This window comes from Myxococcus sp. CA033 (assembly GCF_013336625.1).
Taxonomy (GTDB): domain Bacteria; phylum Myxococcota; class Myxococcia; order Myxococcales; family Myxococcaceae; genus Myxococcus; species Myxococcus llanfairpwllgwyngyllgogerychwyrndrobwllllantysiliogogogochensis.
On sequence record NZ_JABUMU010000001.1, the window covers coordinates 1,220,856 to 1,242,010 of the forward strand.

The 21,155-nt window shown below is 69.7% G+C and carries 18 protein-coding genes; 10 read left to right on the forward strand and 8 right to left on the reverse strand.

From position 1 onward, the window contains the following. The first annotated feature begins 142 nt into the window (after positions 1 to 142). Positions 143 to 727 (forward strand): outer membrane beta-barrel protein, encoded by a 585-nt coding sequence (locus HUA78_RS04835; RefSeq protein WP_246137894.1) that lies wholly within the window; start codon positions 143 to 145, stop codon positions 725 to 727. Positions 728 to 737: 10 nt separating this feature from the next. On the opposite strand, the gene HUA78_RS04840 is transcribed toward HUA78_RS04835, so the two are convergent. Then, positions 738 to 2,081, reverse strand: coding sequence for a glutamate--cysteine ligase (locus HUA78_RS04840; RefSeq protein WP_174475737.1), 1,344 nt, complete (start codon positions 2,079 to 2,081; stop codon positions 738 to 740). 61 nt (positions 2,082 to 2,142) lie between these two features. Here HUA78_RS04840 and HUA78_RS04845 point away from each other — a divergent pair, with 61 nt between their 5' ends. The 3 genes from HUA78_RS04845 (at position 2,143) to HUA78_RS04855 (ending at position 7,507) form a co-directional block, all read left to right on the forward strand. After that, on the forward strand, positions 2,143 to 2,958 hold the full coding sequence (locus tag HUA78_RS04845) for an EI24 domain-containing protein (protein WP_174475738.1): 816 nt from the start codon (positions 2,143 to 2,145) through the stop codon (positions 2,956 to 2,958). Between the two features lie 218 nt (positions 2,959 to 3,176). Next, a complete protein-coding gene (locus HUA78_RS04850) occupies positions 3,177 to 6,416 on the forward strand; it encodes an MXAN_5808 family serine peptidase (protein WP_141644917.1) in 3,240 nt (1,079 codons plus the stop codon). Between the two features lie 170 nt (positions 6,417 to 6,586). Then, positions 6,587 to 7,507, forward strand: coding sequence for a hypothetical protein (locus HUA78_RS04855; protein ID WP_141644916.1), 921 nt, complete (start codon positions 6,587 to 6,589; stop codon positions 7,505 to 7,507). 9 nt (positions 7,508 to 7,516) lie between these two features. Here HUA78_RS04855 and HUA78_RS04860 read toward each other — a convergent pair whose 3' ends face one another. Next, a complete protein-coding gene (locus HUA78_RS04860; protein ID WP_174475739.1) occupies positions 7,517 to 8,242 on the reverse strand; it encodes a glycerophosphodiester phosphodiesterase family protein in 726 nt (241 codons plus the stop codon). Positions 8,243 to 8,355: 113 nt separating this feature from the next. Here HUA78_RS04860 and HUA78_RS04865 point away from each other — a divergent pair, with 113 nt between their 5' ends. Then, positions 8,356 to 8,583, forward strand: a complete 228-nt coding sequence (locus HUA78_RS04865) for a twin-arginine translocase TatA/TatE family subunit (protein ID WP_141644922.1) — start codon at positions 8,356 to 8,358, stop codon at positions 8,581 to 8,583. A 35-nt stretch (positions 8,584 to 8,618) separates the two neighbouring features. Here the strand turns inward: HUA78_RS04865 and HUA78_RS04870 are convergent, their stop codons facing one another. Together HUA78_RS04870 and HUA78_RS04875 are read right to left on the reverse strand one after the other, a co-directional pair. Further along, positions 8,619 to 9,428, reverse strand: a complete 810-nt coding sequence (locus HUA78_RS04870) for a hypothetical protein (RefSeq protein WP_174475740.1) — start codon at positions 9,426 to 9,428, stop codon at positions 8,619 to 8,621. A 5-nt stretch (positions 9,429 to 9,433) separates the two neighbouring features. Further along, positions 9,434 to 12,130: a zinc-ribbon domain-containing protein gene (locus HUA78_RS04875; protein ID WP_174475741.1), complete on the reverse strand. Its 2,697-nt coding sequence runs from the start codon at positions 12,128 to 12,130 to the stop codon at positions 9,434 to 9,436. Between the two features lie 162 nt (positions 12,131 to 12,292). Between HUA78_RS04875 and HUA78_RS04880 the strand changes: the two genes are divergently transcribed. Continuing rightward, positions 12,293 to 12,958: a polyhydroxyalkanoate synthesis regulator DNA-binding domain-containing protein gene (locus HUA78_RS04880; protein ID WP_174475742.1), complete on the forward strand. Its 666-nt coding sequence runs from the start codon at positions 12,293 to 12,295 to the stop codon at positions 12,956 to 12,958. On the opposite strand, the gene HUA78_RS04885 is transcribed toward HUA78_RS04880, so the two are convergent. Further along, positions 12,955 to 13,758, reverse strand: a complete 804-nt coding sequence (locus HUA78_RS04885) for a ParA family protein (protein ID WP_141644911.1) — start codon at positions 13,756 to 13,758, stop codon at positions 12,955 to 12,957. The two genes, HUA78_RS04880 and HUA78_RS04885, sit on opposite strands and share 4 nt — an antisense overlap. Before the next feature lie 33 nt (positions 13,759 to 13,791). Beyond that, positions 13,792 to 14,103 carry a hypothetical protein gene (locus HUA78_RS04890; protein ID WP_141644921.1) on the reverse strand — a complete coding sequence of 104 codons (312 nt, stop codon included), beginning with the start codon at positions 14,101 to 14,103 and terminating at the stop codon, positions 13,792 to 13,794. 165 nt (positions 14,104 to 14,268) lie between these two features. Here HUA78_RS04890 and HUA78_RS04895 point away from each other — a divergent pair, with 165 nt between their 5' ends. From HUA78_RS04895 to HUA78_RS04910, 4 genes are all read left to right on the forward strand, one after another. Next, positions 14,269 to 15,183 (forward strand): ArsA family ATPase, encoded by a 915-nt coding sequence (locus HUA78_RS04895; protein WP_141644910.1) that lies wholly within the window; start codon positions 14,269 to 14,271, stop codon positions 15,181 to 15,183. After that, a complete protein-coding gene (locus tag HUA78_RS04900; protein ID WP_174475743.1) occupies positions 15,180 to 16,292 on the forward strand; it encodes an ArsA-related P-loop ATPase in 1,113 nt (370 codons plus the stop codon). Before HUA78_RS04895 ends, HUA78_RS04900 begins: the two co-directional genes overlap by 4 nt. Before the next feature lie 182 nt (positions 16,293 to 16,474). Beyond that, positions 16,475 to 17,611, forward strand: a complete 1,137-nt coding sequence (locus HUA78_RS04905) for a tetratricopeptide repeat protein (RefSeq protein ID WP_141644920.1) — start codon at positions 16,475 to 16,477, stop codon at positions 17,609 to 17,611. A 61-nt stretch (positions 17,612 to 17,672) separates the two neighbouring features. After that, positions 17,673 to 18,866 carry a M48 family metalloprotease gene (locus HUA78_RS04910; RefSeq protein WP_174475744.1) on the forward strand — a complete coding sequence of 398 codons (1,194 nt, stop codon included), beginning with the start codon at positions 17,673 to 17,675 and terminating at the stop codon, positions 18,864 to 18,866. A 134-nt stretch (positions 18,867 to 19,000) separates the two neighbouring features. Here HUA78_RS04910 and HUA78_RS04915 read toward each other — a convergent pair whose 3' ends face one another. Continuing rightward, the gene (locus HUA78_RS04915) at positions 19,001 to 19,525 is read right to left on the reverse strand and encodes a tetratricopeptide repeat protein (protein WP_141644907.1); all 525 of its coding nucleotides are present in this window, start codon (positions 19,523 to 19,525) and stop codon (positions 19,001 to 19,003) included. 6 nt (positions 19,526 to 19,531) lie between these two features. Continuing rightward, complete coding sequence (locus HUA78_RS04920) at positions 19,532 to 21,016, reverse strand: hypothetical protein (protein WP_174461581.1); 1,485 nt, start codon at positions 21,014 to 21,016, stop codon at positions 19,532 to 19,534. Positions 21,017 to 21,155: the final 139 nt, after the last annotated feature.

Here is a 21,155-nt window from a genome sequence, read left to right on the forward strand (position 1 = left end):
CCTCGCGGGCCCGGCGGTCCACCGCCAACCCAGCGGGCCCTCTCTGTAGCCGACTCAACGGATGCCCACCTTGTCGCTGACCGAAACTTCGGGGAGGTATGCGATGCGACGTTCGATGGTGGGAGGAGTCGCCGTGGCAGCCATGGCTCTGGCGAGCCCGGCTTTCGCGATTGAGGCCCAGCGAGTGGCCGGGGCCTTGGACATGAAGAAGGAGCCGGAGGTCGGCATGGACGTGCGACTGGGTCTCGGCAGCTTCACGGGAGACCTGGGCGAGGACGTCGGCGTGGGCGCGACCTTCGGCATCAACGCCGACGCCCAGGCGTGGAAGTACGTGGGAATCGAGGTGGGCTATGAGCTGCAACGCCTGCCCATCGATTCGCGTCGAATCGACGACGAGGATGCGGGCCTGTGGCGCAACAACTTCGGCGTGCTGGCCAAGGCCGGGCCGCTCATCGACCAGAAGTGGCGGCCCTTCGTCGGCGCGGGCTTCGGCCTGAGCTACCTGGACCCCTCCGACGGCGCGGACGACGTCTACCAGAACGACTGGATGACCGAGATTCCGCTCGCCGCCGGCGTGGACTATCGCTTCGGCAGCGTCCTGTTCGCGGGGGCCCGGGCCACCTATCGCCTGCTGGGCGGCGAGGACGTCGTCGACCGCCCAGGTACCAACAGCGCGGCGAAGGGCAGCCTCTTCAACGCAAACCTCACGCTGGGCGGCCGCTTCTAGCGGCCTCGCTTCACACGCTCGCCAGCGAGAGCACTGTCTCGGGGCGTGGGTTCTTCGCCCACGCCTCGAGCAGCACCGCCGCGGGAGAGCGCTTCGACGCGGCCACTTCCGCCAGCGGGTCCAGGAGGGGCGCGTCCGCAGCGTCCAGGCGCAGCAGACCCCGCCGGGCAATGCCCACCATCTCCTCCGCGAGCCGGTACAGCTCGTGCGTGCCCAGCTTCCCGGCCAGCCCCTCGCGGCGCGCGGTGTCGTGGAAGGCCAGGTGCTCGGTGTACGTGAGCTTCGGCAACAACCGCTCCGCCTCGTCCAGCGCCGTGGCGTCGTAGAGGATTCCGCGCCACAACGCTCCCAGCGCGCCCGTCATCGCCGCGTTTCCACAGTCCGCGCCGCGCACCTCGACGACCTTCTTCAGGCGCACCTCGGGGAAGAGCGTGGAGAGATGGTCGGTCCAGTCCGCCAGGTCCGGGGGCTGTCCCTCGAAGCCCTGCTCCAGCAACTGTCGGAAGGTGAGCTTCGGGTGCAGGTACTGGCCCTCGCGGCGCAGGAAGAGCAGCGGCGCGTCCATCGCCCATTCGACATAGGCCCGGTACGAGAAGGAGCCGTCGAAGAACGCGGGCAGGTAGCCACAGCGCGTCGGGTCCACCTCGTCCCAGACGCGGTTGCGGTAGGACAGGTAGCCAGAGGGCTTGCCGTCCACCAGCGGGCTGTTGGCGTACAGCGCGTTCATCACCGGGGAGAGCCGCGCCACCACCACCGTCTTCCGGACACAGTCCGCCTCGTCCTTCCAGTCGAGCGACACCTGTCCGGTGGCCGTCATCAACATCATGTTCAGCGCCAGCTGGCCCCGCTCCGGCAGGGTGCGCCGCATCACCAGGTAGCGCGACTTGGGCATCCACGGCATCGTCGCCGTCGTGCCCGTGGGGCGGTACCCCATCGTCACCAGCCGCAGCCCCAGCTCCCCCGCCGCCGCCTTCACCTGCTTCAGGTGGGCCAGGTTCTCCGCGTGCGCCTCGCGCGCCGTGTGGAAGGGGCTGCCGGACAGCTCGAACTGTCCACCCGGCTCCAGGGAGATGGTCGCCTCGCCGCGCTCCCGCTGGAGGGCGATGACCGGGGACTCGGGCGTCTCCCGGAAGGGGACATAGCCCTCGGGGGCCAGCCGGTTCAGCAGGGCCCCCACTCCGGACGGACCCTCGTAAGGGACAGGAGCGTCTGAACCCACGGGGAACAGCAGCTTCTCGTGTTCCAGGCCCAGACGAAGGTGGCCCTGGGGCTTCTCGGCGGACCGAAAACCCGACACCAGCAGGTCGACGGAGGTGATCGGCTCGGAGTTGGCGCGCTTGAGGTCGAGGGACATGAGCGCGCCCTATATAACGTGTAACTCCAGAGCCGCTTTCGATTTGCACACCGGCCCCGCCATGCCCCCCCCATCCCCCATCCCTTCCATCTCCCCGCAGCCCCGCCTGGCCGACTTCTTCCAGGGGCTGGGCCTGCTCGGCCGGGCCTTCGGCCTCATCTTCCGCTCCCGGCGCCTCTTCGTCCTGTCCGCCCTGTGCGCCGCCGTCACCGCCGTCGCCCTCGTGGGGCTGGCCTGGCTCCTGTGGCACTACGCCCCGGGGGCCCTGGGCTCCCTCTGGACCCAGCCCGAGTCCTGGTATGGCCGGGGGGCCTGGTACACGGTGCTCGTCCTGTCCTGCCTCGTGCTGTGGGTGGTGGGCGCCAACATCGTCCCCCCGCTCCTGCTGGCCCCCCTCCAGGACCCCCTCTCCGAGGCCACCGAGGCCCTCTGTGGGGGAGGCGACGGCCCGCCCTTCACCCTGTCCAGCTTCGTGCGGGGCATCGTCACGGGGCTTGCACACACCCTGGCACGGCTGTTCTTCCTGCTCGCCGGGCTGACGCTCCTCTTGCCGCTCCACCTCTTGCCCGGGGTGGGCAGCCTCTTGTGGACGGTGCTCGGCGCCTTGTGGACCATGACCTGGATGGCGGGCGAGTTCCTGGCGGCCCCCATGACGCGTCACCTCTACCCTTTCGCCGAGGTGAGGCGCATGCTCCGCCAGCACCGGGCCCTCACCCTGGGCCTGGGAGCGGGCGTCTACCTGCTCCTCTGGGTTCCCATCCTGAATACCTTCTTCCTGCCCGTGGCCATCGTCGCCGGGACGCTCATGTACCGAGGGCTGCGCGAAGCGAACCTTCTGCCGCCTCCGCCCACGAGCAGCCAGGGGGCGCTGCCCTGAAATAAACGCCTCCACCGGCTGTCGGTCCCTCCAAGGCGGGAACGCAGTGCCCGCCAGGGACGTTCTGCCTCTTCAGCGGAGAGTCGATGCCTTGAAGCACCAGAAAGCCGTGATTAGGCTTGCCCGGCCGCTTCAATGCCCAGCTACCGTTTCAAACGTTCGGATTTTCTAGGCATTTCACGCCACACCCCGGGGCGCCCACAAGCGCTCCAGCTTGGATGAATCACATGCCGCGTTTTCTCCGCCGCATCGCCGCTGTTGCCGTGCTCCTCGGCGCCTGGGCCCTCGTGGGCAGTCACCGGGCGCCGATTCCGCTGATGATGGGAGCGGCCGAGGCCGGGCAGGGACAAGGCACCTGGGATGGCAGCCTGCCCTCCGCCAAGGGCGAGAAGGCACCCCACGACCTCAACAGCCTTCGCGTGCTGACCAAGGTCATCCTCTACGTGAAGGAAAACTACGTCGACCCCAAGCGCATCAAGCCGAAGGAGATGATGATCTCCTCGCTCGAGTACGTGGAGAAGAGCGTTCCGGACGTGCTGGTGGACGGCAACCCGGAGACGGGCAAGCTGGCCGTCAACGTCAACGGCAAGACGCGTGAGTTCGACATCGGGCATGTCGACTCGCTGTGGAAGATGTCCTTCGCCCTCAAGGACGTGTTCGACTTCCTGTCGAAGAACATGCGTCCCATCGAGGACACGCGCGACATCGAGTACGCGGCCGTCAACGGCATGCTGTCCACGTTGGACCCGCACTCGGTGCTGCTGCGCCCGGAGCTGTACCGGGAGATGAAGCTGTCCACCAAGGGTGAGTTCGGCGGCCTGGGCTTCGTCATCCAGATGCGCGAGGGCAACCTCACCGTCGTCAAGGTGCTGCCCAAGACGCCCGCGCACCGCGCCGGCATCCAGAAGGACGACCGCATCAAGAAGATTGGCGAGGAGTCCACCGTCAACATGGACCTCAACGAGGCCGTGTCCAAGCTGCGCGGCCCGGTGGACAGCCGCATCATCATCACCGTGGAGCGCGACGGCTGGGACAAGCCCCGCGTGATGACGCTGGCCCGCGCGATGATTTCCATCGAGAGCGTCCAGCACAAGATGCTCTCCGGCAACGTGGGCTACATCCGCCTGAAGAACTTCCAGGGCAACACCACGCGGGATTTGGAGTCGGCGCTGGGTGAGCTGCGCAAGCAGGCGGACGCCAAGGGCGGCTTCAAGGGCCTGGTGCTGGACATGCGTGGCAACCCGGGCGGCCTTCTGGAGCAGGCCATCCAGGTGTCCGACACGTTCCTGTCCAACGGCACCATCGTCGCGACGGTGGGCCTGTCGGACAAGCTGCGCGAGGAGAAGCGCGCGCGTCCCACCGAGGGCGAGGACACCTATCCCATCGCGGTGCTCGTCAACGCGGGCAGCGCCTCCGCGTCGGAAATCGTGGCGGGCGCGCTGAAGAACCTCAACCGCGCGGTCATCATCGGCCGGCAGACGTTCGGCAAGGGCAGCGTGCAGGTGCTGTACGACTTCCCGGACGACAGCGCGCTGAAGCTGACCATCGCCAAGTACCTGACGCCCGGCGACGTCTCCATCCAGGAAGTGGGCATCGTCCCGGACATCCAGCTGGTGCCCACCCGCGTCACCGACGAGCGCGTGGACGTGTTCGCGTCGCGCCGCTCCATGGGCGAGGCGGACCTGGATCAACACTTCGGCAACCCGGACTCGGCCACCGTCGCCAAGAAGCGCGAGGACGTGTTGGACCGCGAGAAGCCGCGCGAGAGCCTCAAGTACCTGAAGGTGGACCCCAAGCAGCAGGAGAAGCTGGCGGTCGCCGCGAAGGAGGAGCCCAAGAACCCCAAGGCCGTCGCCGCGAGCAAGGACGGGGACAAGAAGCCGCATGGGGAGAACGACCCGCTGCTCGACGTGGCGGGCCAGGGCGAGGACCTGGACGACCAGCTGGACGCGGAGTCGCAGGAGGAGATCAAGGAGGACTTCGAGGTGCAGTTCGCGCGGGACTACGTGCTGAAGGCCCCGGCGGCCACCCGTCAGCAGCAGCTGCAGCAGGGCAAGGCCTTCATCGAGCAGAAGCGCCGTGAAGAGGAGACCCGCATCAACGCCGCCATCGCCGCGCTGGGTGTGGACTGGAGCGCCGGTCCCACGCCGAAGAACGTGCAGCTGACGGGCACGCTGACGCCGACGCCGGACACCAAGATTCACGCGGGCGAGCTCTTGGAGATGGTGGTGACGGCGGAGAACAAGGGCGCCGAGCCGCTCAAGCGCGTGCGCGCCTGGACGGAGAGCGACAACGCCTTCCTGGACCGCCGCGAGTTCCTCTTCGGCGCGCTCAACCCGGGCGAGAAGAAGTCCTGGAAGGTGAAGGTCCGGCTGCCCAAGGACCTGACCAGCCGCCGCGACGACGTGACGGTGCGCTTCTTCGACGACCAGGGCGCGCTGCCGGAGACGCGCGTGTCGGAGCTGAACTTCGCGGAGCTGCCGCGGCCGTCCTTCGCCTTCAACTGGCAGGTCGTCGATGACTGCGCCAGTTGCAACGGCGACGGCACGGTGCAGCGGGGCGAGTCGGTGGCGGTGCTGCTGGACGTGACGAACGTCGGCCCCGGCGTCGCGATGGATTCCTTCACGCAAATCAAGAATGGCGGGGACGCGAACATCTTCATCGAGAAGGGCCGCTTCAAGCTGGGTGAGCTGAAGGCCGGCGAGACGAAGACGGCGCGGTTCCAGGTGGAGGTGAAGAAGGGCTACAAGGGCGACACCTTCCCGCTGAAGCTGGCCATCATCGACGAGCCGCTGGAGGAGTTCGTCATGGAGAAGATGGAGCTGCCCGTGAAGGACGCTCCGGTGGCGACGCTCGAGGCGAAGAAGGGCTCGGTGCGCGTGGCGGAGAAGACGGAGTTCCTCGGCTCGCCCGTGGAAGGGGGCCGCACGGTGGCGAAGCTGAACGCGGCCGCGGTGCTGCCCGTGGAGGCCGCGAACAAGGGCTTCTTCCGCGTGGAGCTGGAGAAGAACCGCTTCGCCTTCGTGCGCGCCCAGGATGCCCGCGAGGTGAAGACGGGCAAGCCCGTGCAGCCGAAGCTGGCGTGGACGACGACGCGGCGCCCGCCGGACATCAAGCTGGACGCGGACCCGTCCGCGGGCGGCCTGGTCGCCAACGGGGAGAAGTTCACCCTGTCCGGCGTGGTGACGGACCCCAACGGCCTGTTGGACGTCTACGTGCTGGTCAACGACCAGAAGGTCTACTTCAAGGGCGTGGACCCGAAGGGTGGCGAGCCGAACACCCTGAAGTTCTCCACCGAGTTCACCCTGAAGGAAGGCAACAACAATGTGCTGGTGGTGGCGCGGGAGAGCACCGACTTCGCCAGCCGCCGCACCCTGGTCATCCGCCGCCGTCCGGCGGAAGTCGCCCAGAAAGTCACGGGCCAGAGCCCCGGCGGGGTGAAGCCGCAGCCTCAGTAGGCGTCTGACGACACGCGGCGCCGCCTTCCGGGCGGCCCTTCCGGTGGGTTCTCCTCACGAGACTCGTCGGAAGGGCCGCCCGTTTTGTTGACGCTCCTCGCGGGCTGGCGTTAGCGTCCGCCGCTGTGGGGCGCCCCCGGCCGGCGGGTTCCCGGGAGGCGGTGACTCGAATGCGGACGTTCAGTCGGTGGCTCGCCCTGGCGGCGTGTGTCTCGGGAGCGACCGCATACGCGGACGACAACGATTTGCGCATCGCCGACTTCGGAGATCCGAAGGCGATGCAGGGCGGAGCGCTCACCAACGCCGCCGCGAACGCGAACTTCCGCGCCTTCGCCCGCGTCATGGGCGCCGCCATCACCTCGGCGAACCTGATGCCGCCGGAGACGACGGGGCACTCGGCCTGGGCCGTCAACGCGGAGCTGTCCGTGGTGTCGCTGCCGGACAGCGTGCGCATCCCCACGGAGAACCCGGAGCAGCCCTCCACGGTGCTCATCCCCTCCTTCCACGTGCGCAAGGGCCTGCCCTTCTCGCTGGAGCTGGGCGGGCGCGTGGGCTGGGTGGAGAAGAGCAGTCAGGTGGTGGCCACCGGCGAGGTGAAGTGGGCCGTCAACGAAGGCTTCACGTGGCTGCCGGACGTGGGCCTGCGCGGGCACGTGACGAAGCTGTTCGGCGCCCGGGACTTGAGCCTGACGGTGATGGGCCTGGACATCGGCGTGGGCAAGCAGTTCCCCCTGGGCGGCATGGTGACGCTGACGCCCTACGGAGGCCTGGACCTGGGCTTCGTCGGGGCCACCACGAGCCGCCTCGACTTCGACCCCTCGCGCAGCTACGAGGACTCCACCGTGGGCGACTCGCGCGGTGCGCTGACGGGCACGGACAACTACGCCAAGGTGTCCTTCGGCGACAACGTGAACCAGCGCATCTACGGCGGCGTGCGCTTCATCGGCGGCGTGCTGCAACTGGGCGCGGAGCTGTCGCTCACGCGCACGGGCAGCGTCGAGACGCCTCGCGCGGACAATCCGAACGCGCTGGAGGACCGGGGTCTCCCGGCGGTATTCGCCTTCAGCACCACGCTCGGCCTGGACTTCTAGGCACGGCGGTCAGGCCGCGGCGCGCAGGGCCTCTCGCAGCGCGCCGGGCCGGTTGGTGATGAGGTAGCTGACCCCCATCTGCTCCAGCACGCGGGCCCTCGCGGCGTCGTCCACCGTCCAGGTGGCCACCCGCAGCCCCGCGGCGCGCCAGGTGGCGACCCGCTCCGGAGTGCAGTCCTCGTAGTAGGGGTGCACCGAGTGGGACGAGACGAGCGGGCTCACCGCGTACGCGTGCACGCCCCAGCGCCGGTCCGGGTCGATGAGGTAGCCCCGCCGCAGCTCGGGCGCGACGGCGAGGAGTCGAAAGAGGCACAGCGGGTTGAAGCTGGAGACAACCACGCGCTCGGCCAGTCCCCGGCGGCGCACCAGGTCCGCCACCTTCTGGGAGAGCCCGTCGTCGTCGAACCGGTCGCACTTCAGCTCGATGTTGACGATGAGCTGCGGCGGTAGCGCGTCCAGCACATCCTCCAGCAGGGGGATGCGCGCCGGAGCGAAGCCCAGTGACGTCCCCACGTCGGCGCGTTGCAGCTTCCACCAGGGCGTGTGGCGCACCTCCCAGGGAAGCCGCGCCAGCCGCTCCAGCCGCTCATCGTGGCAGACCACCACCTCGCCCGAGCCGCACACCATGGCGTCCAGCTCCACGCCGTCGGCACCCTGCCGGGCGGCCTCGGCGAAGGCTTCCAGGGTGTTCTCGGGGGCGTCAGCCGAGGCGCCTCGGTGGGCAAGCAGGAGCATGGGCCGCAGTGTGCGATGGAAGCCGGTCCGTGCGCAGCAGAAGAGCGGACGGGCGTCCACGGGTGGACGCGCGGCTTGCCTCCCCTGCTCCTTTGCTGCACTGTGCCCTCATCATGTTGGGCCTCGGCCTCGGAGAAATCATCGTCCTCGGCTTCATCCTGCTGGTGGTCTTCTCGGCCGCCCGGATGGGTCAGCTTGGCAACGCGGTGGGCAAGTTCGTCTACTCGTTCCGCAAGGCGTCCAAGGGCGAGGACCTGGTCGACGCGAAGTCGCTGCCGTCCTCGCGCCGGGGCTCCACCGACGCCGAGTACAGCGAGCACGACTCACCTCGCCGCCGCTAGTCCGCTCGTCCGCTCGTCCCCTCTTCCACTCCCGTTCAGTCGTGGGTGTGACGGGCTCCGCGTGGGGGCTCGGGCGATTCCTCGCTCTCGGGTCGCTGCGCCGCGGGCCCTTCCGTCAGCAGTCGCGCGGCCTGCTCCCTCAGGGACAGGTGCAGCGCGGTGCTCGACGTGAGCTCGCGCAAGTCACTGGTGTTGAGCAGGGGGACGATTTTCGCGCCGATTTCAGGGGGCAGGTACGGGTTGAAGACGAGCGCGCGGCGCACCGCATGGCGCACGGACCAGCGGGCGGACCTCCAGATTTCCAGCAAGGGCTCGGGGCGGGCCGGACGGCGGGCGGCGATGCGCACCACCAGGTCCTCGGTGAGTCGCGGATTGATGAGGACGTTGCGCAGCACGGACGGGTTGCTGACGGTGGCCAAGCGCGACAGCGTGTCCGGGTCCCGGGTGAGTCGGGCCTGCTGCTTGAGGTGACCCAGCGACTGGGAGAAGGCGTTGGCGTCCGCCCGCGCGGCGGCATCCGGGTTCATCTCGCGCTTCGCCGGGCCCTGGGCGAACAGGTCCGCCACCGAGTCGAGCGCCTGCACGTGCGCGAGCCTGCGCAGCTCGGTGACGTGGGGAATGTGTTCCGCCTCCTGCTCCAGCGCGGCCAGGAAGTCGGACAGCACGCAGGTGGCGGGCTCCCAGCCGTGACGCGAGAGGGAGATGAGGTGACCCACCAGCTCATTCGCGTCGAACGGGTCACCGCGCGACAGCTCCCTCGCGGCGGCCTTGCGGCGCACCTCGGCTCCGCCACCCAGCGCGTGGAGGAACCTGGCGACGTTGCGTGCGTCGTCCACTGAGGGCATGGCGCTTACTCCGTGGGCGCGGCCTGGGCGGGTGCCTGAGGCGGCGCGGCCTCCGTGGGTGCGGGAGCGGCCTCGGCGGGTGGCGGGACGGCCTCCACGGTGACTTCGAGCCGGAAGCTCCCGAGGGCCGCCGGATACTCGTGGAACACGAGGAGGAAGGGCACGCGGGCCCCAGGCGCCACGGACACGGCGCCCGCGTCCAGGCGCTTGCGCAGCGCTTGAGCCGCCTCCGCGTTGCCCACGGCGTGGAGTTCCTCGGGAGTCGCCACCAGCCCCGCGAGCCCCTCGACGGAGCGCACGCGCTGGTCGCCATCGAAGAGGGCGCCTCGCACGCGGACGTGGGTCGCCGACGCGGTCCGGTTCTCCGCGTCACCCCGGATGAAGAAGAGCGGGCGCCCCGCCTGCGTCTCGAACAGGCCGTTGGAGACGTCGAGCGCCACCAGCGGCTTGGGGGCGGGGACGACGAGGGCGCGCAGGTTCTCGGGCGACAGCACCGACAGGTCCAGTCGACCTTCGCTCAGATAGACGCTGCCCACCGCGCCCAGTCCCACCACGAGCGCCGCGGCCACCATGAGGTTGACGAGCAGCGCCGTCACCTTGCGCGCGCGACTCGGCGGCCGGGCCTGGGGAATGCCGACGTCTTCCGGCCGAGCCGTGGGCTTGGCCACGGAGACCACGGGCGCGGCGGACATCTGCGGGTCCAGTTCGAGCACCTCGCGCTGCCCCACTCCCGCCCCGCCAATGCGGCCGAGCGTGACTCCTCCGAAGTCCAGGCTCTCTTCCGGAGGAGGAACGTCGTCAAGGAGTGAACCCGTCGAGTGCGCCTGGGAGTCATCGAGCCCGAGCGCGCCCTGGGACGAAGTGCCGAACAGCGCGGCGCGCCCGGTGTCGGAGGGCTGCAGGCCCGCGTGCTCACCGAAGTCGCCGTCCGAGGAGAGGTCGAACAGGTCCTGGGCACCCGCGGGCGGCGCCGAGGGTGACTCGAAGCCCGCCCCGGCGGCCGGGTGCGGAGGACGGCCGGGCATCGTCGCGTCGCCCAGGTCGAGCGCACCAAACGGGTCCGCGCCCCCCGGAGCAGACTGGAGCGGAGGGCGGCCGGGCATCGTCGCGTCGCCGAGGTCGAGCGCACCAAACGGGTCCGGGCCTCCGGGCGCAGACTGGAGCGGAGGACGGCCGGGCACCGTCGCGTCTTCAGGCCCGGAGAACAGCGCCGCACGGGCCGACGGAGCAGCGCCCTGATGCGGAGGCCGTCCCGCCTGCGTCGCGTCGTCGGGCCCGGTGAAGGAGGCTCCCGGCTGGGCAGCGCGCGCTGGAGGCGCGGTGAGGGGAGCTCCCGCCGAGACCGCACGCGGCGCGGACGCGCCAACAGATGCTCCCGTCGGGGCGGCAGGTGGTGCGGACGCGGCAACAGGTGCTCCCGCCGGTGCCAAGCGTGGCGCCGCGACAGGTGCTCCCACCGAGGCCGCACGTGGCGCCGCGACAGCAGCTCCCGCCGGAGCAGCATGTGGCGCGGAGCCACCCGCCGAGGGCGCACGTGCTCCCGACGGAGCCCCCGCGCCACCGCGCGCGGCCGGGGCACTCGGCGGCGCCCCGCGTGAAGCAGGTGCCACCGGCGAAAACGACGGCTGTCCCGCCATCGTCGAGTCGTCGATGTCGATGGACGCGAACGGGTCGTCCTCCACGCTGGGAGGAGCGGACGCGACGGGCGCGGCCTGGGCGGGCGGACTGCCCACCATCGTCGAGTCGTCGATGTCGATGGACGCGAACGGGTCGTCCTCCACGGCGGGCGGCGCGGGAGGAACCGCTCGCGCGCCGGGAGCCGACGGGCGTCGGTCGGCGATGCTGGGCCCCGTCACGGGCGCGGGCAGCGCGTCGAATGGATCCTGTGCGCCCCCAGGCATCGGGGCGGAGAGGAAGTCAGCGAACGGGTCGTCCGCGTCGGGCGCCGGGGGCGAAGCACTGCCCGCGAGAGCCCCCGAGCCGGGCGGCGGCGGGGGAACGGCTCCCCCACCCTGGCGCAATGCGGCGGGCGGAGGGGGCGGCGGCATGGCGCGAGCCGCCATCCCACCCGGTGGCGCGCTCCGAGGGGAGGCAACTCCCGGCCCGGCCCGCGGGGAACTGGGGGCAAAGCCCGGCAAGGGCACGGCGCCAGCCGGCATCGGCGCGCCATCCTCGACAGGAGGGGGCACCGCGCCGCCGTACAGCCCCGTCGAAGTGTCGACAGGTGGACGAATGGCTTCGGGCGGTGCGGGCAGGGGCACGGCGCCCCCGTTGCGCGCCGCGGCGACACCCGGCGCGCCCGAAGCCTGGAGCGGAGGCCGCGGCATCGGACCGATGCGCGTGGGCTCGCGGAAGACTCCGTCCTCCGTATCGAGTTCCCCGTCCATGCTGTTCCAGGAGGGGTTCTCGGACGAGGACGGCGAGCCCGACAGAGCGCGCGTGGCCGCGACGCCCTGGGCGAAGAAGCCGGGGCGCGTGACTTCCACGCCCTTGGGGTCGGGAGCGACACCGAACTCGGCGAAGGGGTCGGCCTGCCCGGCCGAGGAGGGAGGCGAGGACGCACCGGCATCCTCCCCGCCAGGTTCGCGGGTGACGCGGAACGTGTTCTGACATTTGGTGCAGCGGACCTTGACCCCCTTATCGGTCACCTTCTCGTCGGGGATCTTGAACCGCGTCTGGCACCGCGCGCACTTGACGATCATTCAGGCCTGGGGCGGGGACGAGTATAGGGCCACCGGGCGAGTACGGCGAGTCGGGTTCTCGCTGCTTGCTCGCCTCCAACCCCTCTGGTACGAGGTTCGCCCCTGCGAGACTCAGACACGGAAGCTGGCTTTGAGTCGAGCCCAAAAGGGGCGGAGAGACCGATGAGCGAGGCCGAGCAAGCAGGCGCTCCGAGCAAGGAGCCGAAGATCATCAAGCGGTACACGAACCGAAAACTCTACGACACCGTGGAGAGCAGGTACGTGACGCTGGATGAGATCGCCGCGATGATCAAGGAGGGCACCGAGGTGCGGATTGTCGATAACCGCACGAAAGAAGACCTGACCTCGGTCACCCTCGCGCAGATCATCTTCGAGGAGGAGAAGAAGAAGAACCAGATGCCGCTGTCGGTGCTCCGGGAAATCATCCGTCACCCCGGCGAGTCCATCTCTGGTTTCATCCAGAAGGAGGTCACTCCCCGCGTCGCCTCCATCCGAGAGGAAGCGGAATCCCGTCTCGACAAGCTCCTGCGTCGCGAGGAAGCCGCCAAGGCGGGCATCCCCGAAGCCGCCGCCACCACCGAGGAGCCCCTGCAGGCCGCTGACTCGGCTACCGCCGGTGGCCTGTCCCCCGCCGACCTGCTCAAGGCCAGCCAGCGCGCTTTCGAGGACTGGCAGCGGAAGATCGACGAGCGCGTCAAGCACGTCGTCGAGAACCTGACCGGCAACCTCCCCGCCCTGGGCCGCGACATGCAGTCGCTCACCCAGCGTCTGGAGGAGCTGGAGAAGAAGCTCGAGCAGTTCGAGCAGCAGAAGAAGCAGGAGCCCTAGTCGGCTCGCGCCGCCCGCTTCCGTTTCCGGGGAGCGGGCCCACCGTGGATTTCCGCGGCGATGGCCGACAGCATCCGCGCCCCTCGGCTCCGGGGCGCGTACTCGAAGATGGTCTTCCCGTGGCTCTGCGCCTCGTCCACCTTGACGTCGTAGCCCAGGGGCGTGGTGGCCAGTGAGTCCGGGAAGTACGCCCGGAGCCGCTCCAGAATCGCCGTGGCCAGGGCCGTCTTCCGGTACAGCGTGGGCACCACCTTGGTGACGCTCAGCTCCGGACGTCCCTCGGCTTCGCCCACCTGCCGCACCGTGTCCGCGACCTCCGCGCAGCCGTCCAGCGCCAGGTACGTCAGCGCCACGGGCACCACCACCTCCGTGGCGGCGACCAGGATGTTGCGCGTCGTGAGCCCCATGGACGGCGGCGAGTCGAAGACGACGGCGTCGTAGCCCGCCTCCCGAGCCGCCTCCAGGCGGTCCGCCAGCCGGTGGGCCCGGCGAGCGTCCGCCGCCACCACCACGGGGAAGTCCGCCATCTCCTTGTACGCGGGCAGCACATCCAGCCCGGGCACGGCCGAAGGGCGCACCACGTCCTCGAGGCGGACCGTGTCGTCGGTCAACAGGTGGAAGACGTTGCGAGAAAGCGTGCGCACGTCCAGGCCGAGCGCCTTGCCGGCGTGCCCCTGGGTATCCAGGTCCACCAGCAGCACCCGCAAGTCCCGCTCCTTCGCGAGCCACGCGGCGGTGTTCACCGCCAGCGTCGTCTTGCAGGTGCCGCCCTTCTCGTTGATGAAGGCGATGCGCCGCATGGGCCTTGGACTCCCCGGCTCGGGTCCGGGTGCTTACTTCTTCGACGACGGCGCCTTCTGCGCCACCAGGGTGTCCACCTTGCTCTCCACCGACGCGAGCAGCCGCTCCAGGTCATCCACCTTCGCGCGCAGCTGCTCCAGGTCCGCGGTGGACGGCAGGTTCATCGCCGACAGGGCCGAGCGCAGGGCGCTGTCCAACGTGCCCTTCGCCGCCAGCGAGCGCGACACCAGCGTCTGCACCGTCGCCACGAACTTCTCGTTCGACAGGAGCTGCTGCGCCAGCTTGCCGACGCGCTCCTCGCCCGTCTCGACGAGCTTCTTCATCATCGGGTTGTTCTTGAGCATGGGAATCAGGAGCTTCACCCGCGCGGGAGACACCCGCCAACAGGACGTCGGGAAAAAGACGCCGCACTCTGCGAGGGGGCAACGCGACGTGTCAAGCAGGGCAACACCCCTTGGCCAAACGCGTTGACTCCTGGAGACACGATTCCTACGGTTCGCCGCTCTCTTATGGCAGGGCTCCTGGACAAGCGGTTGTGGGTCGTCTCCGGCAAGGGCGGCGTGGGCAAGAGCACGGTTGCCGCGGCGCTCGCCCTTCGCTCGGCGCGCGCGGGGCGAAGGACGTTGGTGTGCGAGGTGAACACCCAGGAGCGCATCAGTCGCTTCCTGGAGCACCCCGCCGCCGGCCCCGAAGTCACCTTGTTGGAAGAGAACCTCTGGGCGGTGGACGTGCGTCCGCAGGAGGCCATGCGCGAGTACGGCCTCATGGTGCTGCGCTTCGAGGCCCTCTACAAAACGGTCTTCGAGAACCGGCTGGTGCGCTACTTCCTGCGCTTCATCCCGTCCCTGCAGGAGCTCGTCCTGCTGGGGAAGATCATGTACCACCTGCAGGAGAAGCTCCCCGACGGCAGGTGGCGCTTCGACACCATCGTCCTGGACGCGCCGGCCACCGGTCACGCCATCTCCTTCCTCAGCGTGCCGCACGTGCTCGTGCAGACGGTGCCTCAGGGGCCCATGTCCCGCGAGGCGCAGAAGATGCGAGACCTGCTGGTGGACCCGTCGGTGACGGCGGCGGTGCTGGTGGCGCTCCCGGAGGAGATGCCGGTGAACGAGGCGCTGGAGCTGCACGCGGCGCTCAAGGACAAGGTGCACATCCGCACGCACGCGGCGGTGCTCAACCAGTCCATCCCGGAGCGCTTCACGGAGGCGGACCTGGAAGCGCTGGTGGGCCACCCCGAGCTGCACCGGGTGGCGCAAGCGAACCATGACCGCGCGTCGCTGACGGTGCTCGCGGGCACCAAACTGGAGCGCAACCTTCACGCGCCGGTGTTCACCGTCCCCCGGCTGTACCTCCCCACCTTCGGTCGGGATGCGATTGAACAGGTCATGGGCCACCTCGAAGCACTGGTGATGGGGGAGAAGTGAGCACGACGGCCCTCGGTCCCGCGCTCGCCAAGAAGCGCGTCCTCATCTGCGTCGGCTCCGGCGGTGTCGGCAAGACGACAGTCGCGGCCACCCTGGCCCTGCGCGCGGCGGTGGACGGCCGCGGCAGCCTGGTGTGCACCATCGACCCGGCGAAGCGCCTGGCCAACTCGCTGGGCCTGTCCGCCCTGGGCAACGCGGAGACGCAGGTGCCGTCCTCCGCGCTGGAGCCGCTGGGCGTGACGGCCCGCGCGTCCCTCCACGCGATGATGCTGGACATGAAGCAGACGTGGGATGACCTCATCACCCGCGTCGCGCCTCCCGACCAGCGCGAGCGCATCCTCGCCAACCGCTTCTACCAGTCGCTCTCCACGGCCCTGGCGGGCAGCCAGGAATACATCGCCATGGAGAAGGTGTGGGAGCTGCGCCGCAAGGGCGAGTACGAGCTCGTCGTGCTCGACACACCGCCCACGGCCCACGCCCTGGACTTCCTCGACGCGCCCAACCGCGTCCTCGACTTCCTGGACAACGAGGCGGCGAAGTGGCTGCTGGCCCCCGCGCTGAAGGCAGGCAAGTTCGGCCTGTCGCTGTTCAACCGCAGCGGCTACGTGCTGCGCGCGCTGTCCAAGTTCACCGGCACGGAGATGCTCCAGGAGCTGTCCAGCTTCATGCTGTCGCTGTCCGGCATGAACGAGGGCTTCCGCGAGCGCGCGCGCGGCGTGCGGGCCCTTCTGGAGGACGCCACCACGGGCTTCGTGCTGGTGACGAGCCCGCATCCGGAGCGCATGGATGAGGCCATCCACTTCAACACCCTGTTGAAGCAGCACCGGATGGAGGTGGTGGCGCTGGTGGTGAATCGCGTCCACCCGCTGCCCACCGAGGCCATGTGGGCGGACGCCGCCACGCTGACGCCCACCCGGCGCGCCAAGGTGGAGGAGACGCTGCGCGAACTCCAGGTCCTGGCCGAGCAGGATGGCCGCGGCATCGCCCAGCTCCAGGCCGCCTGCCCAGGCATCCCCCTGATTCAGGTGCCGCGCTTCGGACTGGACGTACACGACATCACCAGCCTGTGGCAGACGGGCCGCTACCTGCTCGGCGACGACACCTTCTGAAGTCTGGACCGAGCACCCGGCCAGGCCCGCCCGGGAGGCGGCCAGCCGGGGCGGCACGAAACAGGGGGACGCATTAAACTGGGCGCGCCCACCTGAGCGGTGGGAACTCCGAGGGACGGTGCGTTGTCCTGAGGCGGCAAGGCCAGGAGGCGCATTCCGTGACGGGAAGCGAGCGGACGTACATGTCGGTCAGCCGTTGGTGGTGGGTAGTGGCCCTGGGGCTGGGCGTCACCGGATGTCGGACGACGGGCAGCGCCGCGCGTCCGGAGGCCTCCGAGTCAGGCCCGAAGCAGGAGCTCCAGTTCGACGCCGTGACGGTGACGGCGGACCTGGAGCTGGACAAGCTCAACGACGAGGAGCTCTTCGCCGGGGGGACGTCGGCCTTCGCGGCCAACGACTTCAAGCAGGCGGCGCGCTACTTCGGCCGGTTGGCGGACTTCCACCCCAACAGCCAGCACCGTCGCTCATCTCTCTACAACGCGGGCCTCGCCCACCAGCGCCTCAAGGAGTGGGAGGAGGCGTGGCACCGCTTCTCCGAGCTGGCGGACCCGGCCAAAGGCCAGGGTGACGCGCTGGACGCGTCCTTCCGCGTGGCGGAGACGCAGTACCACCTGGAGCGCTACGACGAGGCCATCGCGGTGTTGACCACCATCGCCGCGCGCGAGGACCTCCCGGCCAACCGCCGAATCGAGGCCCGGGTGCAGCAGGGCGTCTGCGAGCTGGAGGCGGGCCGCACCGACGCCGCGGAGGCCACGCTGCGCAAGGCCATCTCGTCCTACGAGGCCCTGGCCGACAAGGACGAGGTGGATGACTACTTCCCCGCGCAGGCGCACTTCTTCATGGGGGAGCTGTACCGGCTGCACTACGAGAACGTGAAGCTGGACCCGGCCAAGGGCGCCGACAAGCTCGCCGAGGACCTCAACTACAAGGCGGAGCTGCTCCTGTCCGCGCAGGGGCACTACCTGCGCTCCATCCGCGTGGGCAACGGCTACTGGGCCACCGCCGCGGGCTCGCAGATTGGCGCGCTGTACGAGGACCTCTATGCGCAGATGGTGAGCTCACCGGCGCCCTCGGAGCTCAACGCCGAGGAGTCCGTCGTCTACCGACAGGAGCTGCGGAAGAAGATTCGCGTGCTGCTCACCAAGTCCATCAACATCTACGAGCGCACCCTGGAGACGGCCGAACGCATCGGCTCGCAGAGCGCCTTCGTGGACCGCACGCGGGAGAGCCTCGCCAAGGTGAAGGCCCTGCTCCTGGCGGACGCGGAAGGGGAGCCCGTCCCCGCCCCACCCGCCTCCGAGCTGGAGCCCCATACGTAGACCGGTGGACCACCCCTGGCTGGGCAGCCAGGGGCCGCGCGGCGTAGCCTGGGGACTTCGCATGGAGCCCCTCTTCACGCCCGAGCAACTGGCGGAGATTCACGCCTACCACCTGCCCTACTACGTCCGGGCCGCGGTGGACCCCTTCGCGCGGCTGGCCCTGCTGGCGCTGCTCCTGGGCGTGCTCGTCCGCCCCTTCTTCCGCATGGCCACGGCGGCCGCGGCCGGCATGGAGCGCAGGCTCGGCTTCTTGCGCACCGCCCCCGTCAGCCGCGCCTTCTTTCGCGCCATGGACCGGCTGTGGGGTGAGTCGGGCTGGGGCGCGGCCGTCCTCTTCGCCTTGATGACGGACCTGTTCGTGAAGCTCGTCTACGCGCCGGTGGACATCTGGTTCGCGTACTCGCTGGAGCACCAGCACGGCATGTCCAACTACACCCCGGCCGCCTTCGCCCGGGACATGCTCAAGGGCCACCTGCTGGGGGCGCTCGCCATCGCGGCGCTCGTCATCGGCCTGTACGGCCTGGCCCGTCGCACGCGCCACTGGTGGTGGATTCTGGGCGTGCCCGTCGCCCTGCTCCTGCTCGTCTCCTCCGCGCTGGACCCGTACCGGGGGCGCCTCTACTTCGACCAGCACCCCCTGCCCGCGGGCCCCTTGCGCACGCGGATGACGGAGCTGATGAGCCAGGCGGACATCGCCTTCTCCGACGTGCTGGTGGAGAAGACCTCCATCGCCTCGCGCCGGCTCCAGGCGTACTTCGCGGGCCAGGGCCCCACGCGCACCATCGTCCTCAACGACATCATCCTGCAGGAGCTCACCGAGGACGAGGTGCTCGCCGCCGTGGCCCACGAGGCGGGCCATGTGCATGAGCCGAAGTGGCCCGGCCGCATCGCCTCCTCGCTGGCCCTGGTGGCGCTCCTCTTCGCCATCGACCGACTCCTGCGCGCCGCCTCCACGCGGGGCTGGTTCGGCACCACGCACTTCGCGGACATCCGCACCCTCCCCCTGCTCTCCCTGCTCCTGTCCGGCGTCCTCCTCGTCGGCGGCCCCATCGCCGGGGCCTTCTCTCGCGAGCGCGAGCGCGAGGCGGACCGCTACGCGCTGCGCCTCACCCACGACGTCGACGCGTTCCGCCGCATGCTGGTGAAGGCCGCCCGCGTGAACAAGATGGACCCCGCGCCCCCCCGCTGGGTCGTCCTCAAGGGACAGAGCCATCCCCCCATTGGCGAGCGGCTCGCCGACCTGCCTCAACCCTGACGCGACACGAAAAAGCGGCCGGCAGGTGGGCTCCCCCATTTCCCGTTCCCTCTCCACCCGAGCCCACCCGCCGACAGCCGCCGCCGGGCCACTCCCCCGAGCGCCGGCGGCACCACACCCACCCCCGCGCCCAGCTACGGCTGCTGGGCGTCCTGCTTCAGCTTCTCCACCGCCACCAGGGTGATGGCCTTCACCAGCGCCCTCGCCCGGCGGCCCGCCGCCGTCTCACCGTGCGGATCCACCTCCACGGCGTTGGAGAGGTCCGTGAACCCCTGCCGCTCCCCCTTGCGCAGGTACAACTCCCCCCGATTCGCCAGCGCCACCGGATGCGCGGCATCCCTCGCCAGCGCCGCGCTGTACTCCGCGATGGCTTCCTCCAGCCTCCCGAGCTTCTGGTACACGGTGCCCAGCGCCGCGCGAGCCCCCGCGTCCCTCGGGTTCCCCGCCACCAGGCCCTCGAAGAGGATGCGCGCCTCCTCCAGCCGCCCCGCCGCGGCCAGGTCACATCCCACCTGCGCAATCGCCTTCGCCTCCTCGAAGGTCATCCCCTCCACCTCCGCCCACGTCGCCTCGCCCCGCGCGAAGGACTTCATCCGCTGCACCGCGCCGCTCTCCATCCGCATCGCCTCGGCCCCTTCGTGTTTGATGACGCGTCCCATGGCTCCTCAGGCCCCGCGCAGATTGGAGATGGCCGTCTTCGCCATCTCGTTGAACTTCGCGGACATGTTGCTCATCAGGTCGAACATGGACTTGCGCTTCTCCAGCAGTCGCTGAAGCCGCAGCTCCAGTTCGCGCATGTTCCCGTCGAGCGTCGCCGCCTTCTTCTTGTCCGCGTCCGACGTGCCCAGCGCCGCGCGGTCCTCCCCCGCGCTCGCCATGCTTTCCATGACCTGGAGAATCTCCGCGTCCGTCTCCGTGGAGATGGAGCCGAGGATGGCCTGCACCTTGTCCTCGATGCTCATGTTCGGGTTGTCGACGATGGAGCGCGCGCTCGAGCCCTTCGACGGGGACGTCGTCGTCTTCGAGCCGCCCGACAGTGCCAGCTCCGCCTTCACATCCAGCAATCCGATGATGCCGTCGCGGCCGTCGATGCCCGCCGCCATCTCCAGCCGGTCGAAGTACAGCGGGTTGTCCTTGAAGAACTGCGCGGCCTTCTTCAGCGTCGAGGACGCCGCGGGGCTCAAGAGCAGCGCCGCCATGTCCTCGCGCGTGACGCGGTCATCCTTCGTCCCCGACGCCGTGTCGAACGTGCCCCAGTTGTCGCGCAGCACCGCCACCGCCTCGAGGTACTCGCGAAAATCCGGGTCCTTCGACGTGGGCGGCTTGCCACCGCCACCCACCGGGCCCGTTCCTCCCCCCGTGCCCGGTGACGAAGTGCCCGGCGAAGGGCCACCCGTGGACGGAGGACGCGTGCCCGGTGAAGGAGTGCCCGGCGATGGGCCTCCCGTGGTGGGAGGGCGCGTGCCCGGCGTCCCCGTCGAGGGCGGACACGTCTCCGGCTCGGGCTTCGGCGTCCGAGGGCGCTCCGGTCGTCCGTAGCGAGCGAACTCCTCGCCCACGCGCTTCAGCTCCGAGCGCACGCCCGACAGCTTGATGCGGTCGTCGTTGTACAGCCGCCCCACCACCGGCATGAACCGCGCGAGCAGCCCGCTCGAATCCACCCGCTCGAACAACGCCGCGTTCTCCGTCAGGAAGCGGGCCGCGCTTCGCAATTGCGGGGACAGGCTCGCGTCGTTGGCCGCGCGCCGCAGTTCGTCCTTCGACAGCGAGCCGGACTTCTTTCCATCCGCGAGGTCCAGCTGGTCGAAGTTCGCCTCAAGCACCTTCAGCGCGTCCTCGTAATCCAGCATCTTCGGGTCCAGCGCGCTGGTGCCCGTGGGCAGGATTGCCGCATAGCCCTCCGCCTTCGCCGCCGCTCCCCCCGAAGCCGATGCGTACTCCGTCTTCGCGGGCGGGTTCTTCTTCAAGTCCTCCGCCACCCCCACCACGCCGCTCGCCGCCAACAACACGTTGCCCGTCGCGACGCCCGCCGCCGTCTTGATGGAGTTGGAAACCAGGGGCGGCAGTCCCCCCGCGTCACCCGCCCCATTCATCGCCGTGCCCTCCGGGCTGGCCAGCAGGTTCGTCGCGCCCTTCAGAAAGTCCACCATGAGCCCTCCCGCGCGGCGTGTTGGAAGCAGTGCCGTGCGATGGGCCGTCGGGTTTGCAGAGAGGATGCCGCCTGACGGCTCGCACGTCGTCGCAGCGAATTCCGTCGGTTAGCCTGACTGACAGGCAAGGCGCGTCCCC

What these genes read in the sequence shown, in the direction of transcription:
- HUA78_RS04885 (WP_141644911.1), bottom strand. Translation starts at nt 13,758, where the DNA reads ATGCGGCGCATCGCCTTCATCAACGAGAAGGGCGGCACCTGCAAGACG.
- HUA78_RS04895 (WP_141644910.1), top strand. Translation starts at nt 14,269, where the DNA reads ATGGCAGGGCTCCTGGACAAGCGGTTGTGGGTCGTCTCCGGCAAGGGC.
- HUA78_RS04835 (WP_246137894.1), top strand. Translation starts at nt 143, where the DNA reads ATGGCTCTGGCGAGCCCGGCTTTCGCGATTGAGGCCCAGCGAGTGGCC.
- HUA78_RS04850 (WP_141644917.1), top strand. Translation starts at nt 3,177, where the DNA reads ATGAATCACATGCCGCGTTTTCTCCGCCGCATCGCCGCTGTTGCCGTG.
- HUA78_RS04890 (WP_141644921.1), bottom strand. Translation starts at nt 14,103, where the DNA reads ATGCTCAAGAACAACCCGATGATGAAGAAGCTCGTCGAGACGGGCGAG.
- HUA78_RS04845 (WP_174475738.1), top strand. Translation starts at nt 2,143, where the DNA reads ATGCCCCCCCCATCCCCCATCCCTTCCATCTCCCCGCAGCCCCGCCTG.
- HUA78_RS04915 (WP_141644907.1), bottom strand. Translation starts at nt 19,525, where the DNA reads ATGGGACGCGTCATCAAACACGAAGGGGCCGAGGCGATGCGGATGGAG.
- HUA78_RS04920 (WP_174461581.1), bottom strand. Translation starts at nt 21,016, where the DNA reads ATGGTGGACTTTCTGAAGGGCGCGACGAACCTGCTGGCCAGCCCGGAG.
- HUA78_RS04875 (WP_174475741.1), bottom strand. Translation starts at nt 12,130, where the DNA reads ATGATCGTCAAGTGCGCGCGGTGCCAGACGCGGTTCAAGATCCCCGAC.
- HUA78_RS04880 (WP_174475742.1), top strand. Translation starts at nt 12,293, where the DNA reads ATGAGCGAGGCCGAGCAAGCAGGCGCTCCGAGCAAGGAGCCGAAGATC.
- HUA78_RS04840 (WP_174475737.1), bottom strand. Translation starts at nt 2,081, where the DNA reads ATGTCCCTCGACCTCAAGCGCGCCAACTCCGAGCCGATCACCTCCGTC.
- HUA78_RS04905 (WP_141644920.1), top strand. Translation starts at nt 16,475, where the DNA reads ATGTCGGTCAGCCGTTGGTGGTGGGTAGTGGCCCTGGGGCTGGGCGTC.
- HUA78_RS04865 (WP_141644922.1), top strand. Translation starts at nt 8,356, where the DNA reads ATGTTGGGCCTCGGCCTCGGAGAAATCATCGTCCTCGGCTTCATCCTG.
- HUA78_RS04910 (WP_174475744.1), top strand. Translation starts at nt 17,673, where the DNA reads ATGGAGCCCCTCTTCACGCCCGAGCAACTGGCGGAGATTCACGCCTAC.
- HUA78_RS04855 (WP_141644916.1), top strand. Translation starts at nt 6,587, where the DNA reads ATGCGGACGTTCAGTCGGTGGCTCGCCCTGGCGGCGTGTGTCTCGGGA.
- HUA78_RS04870 (WP_174475740.1), bottom strand. Translation starts at nt 9,428, where the DNA reads ATGCCCTCAGTGGACGACGCACGCAACGTCGCCAGGTTCCTCCACGCG.
- HUA78_RS04860 (WP_174475739.1), bottom strand. Translation starts at nt 8,242, where the DNA reads ATGCTCCTGCTTGCCCACCGAGGCGCCTCGGCTGACGCCCCCGAGAAC.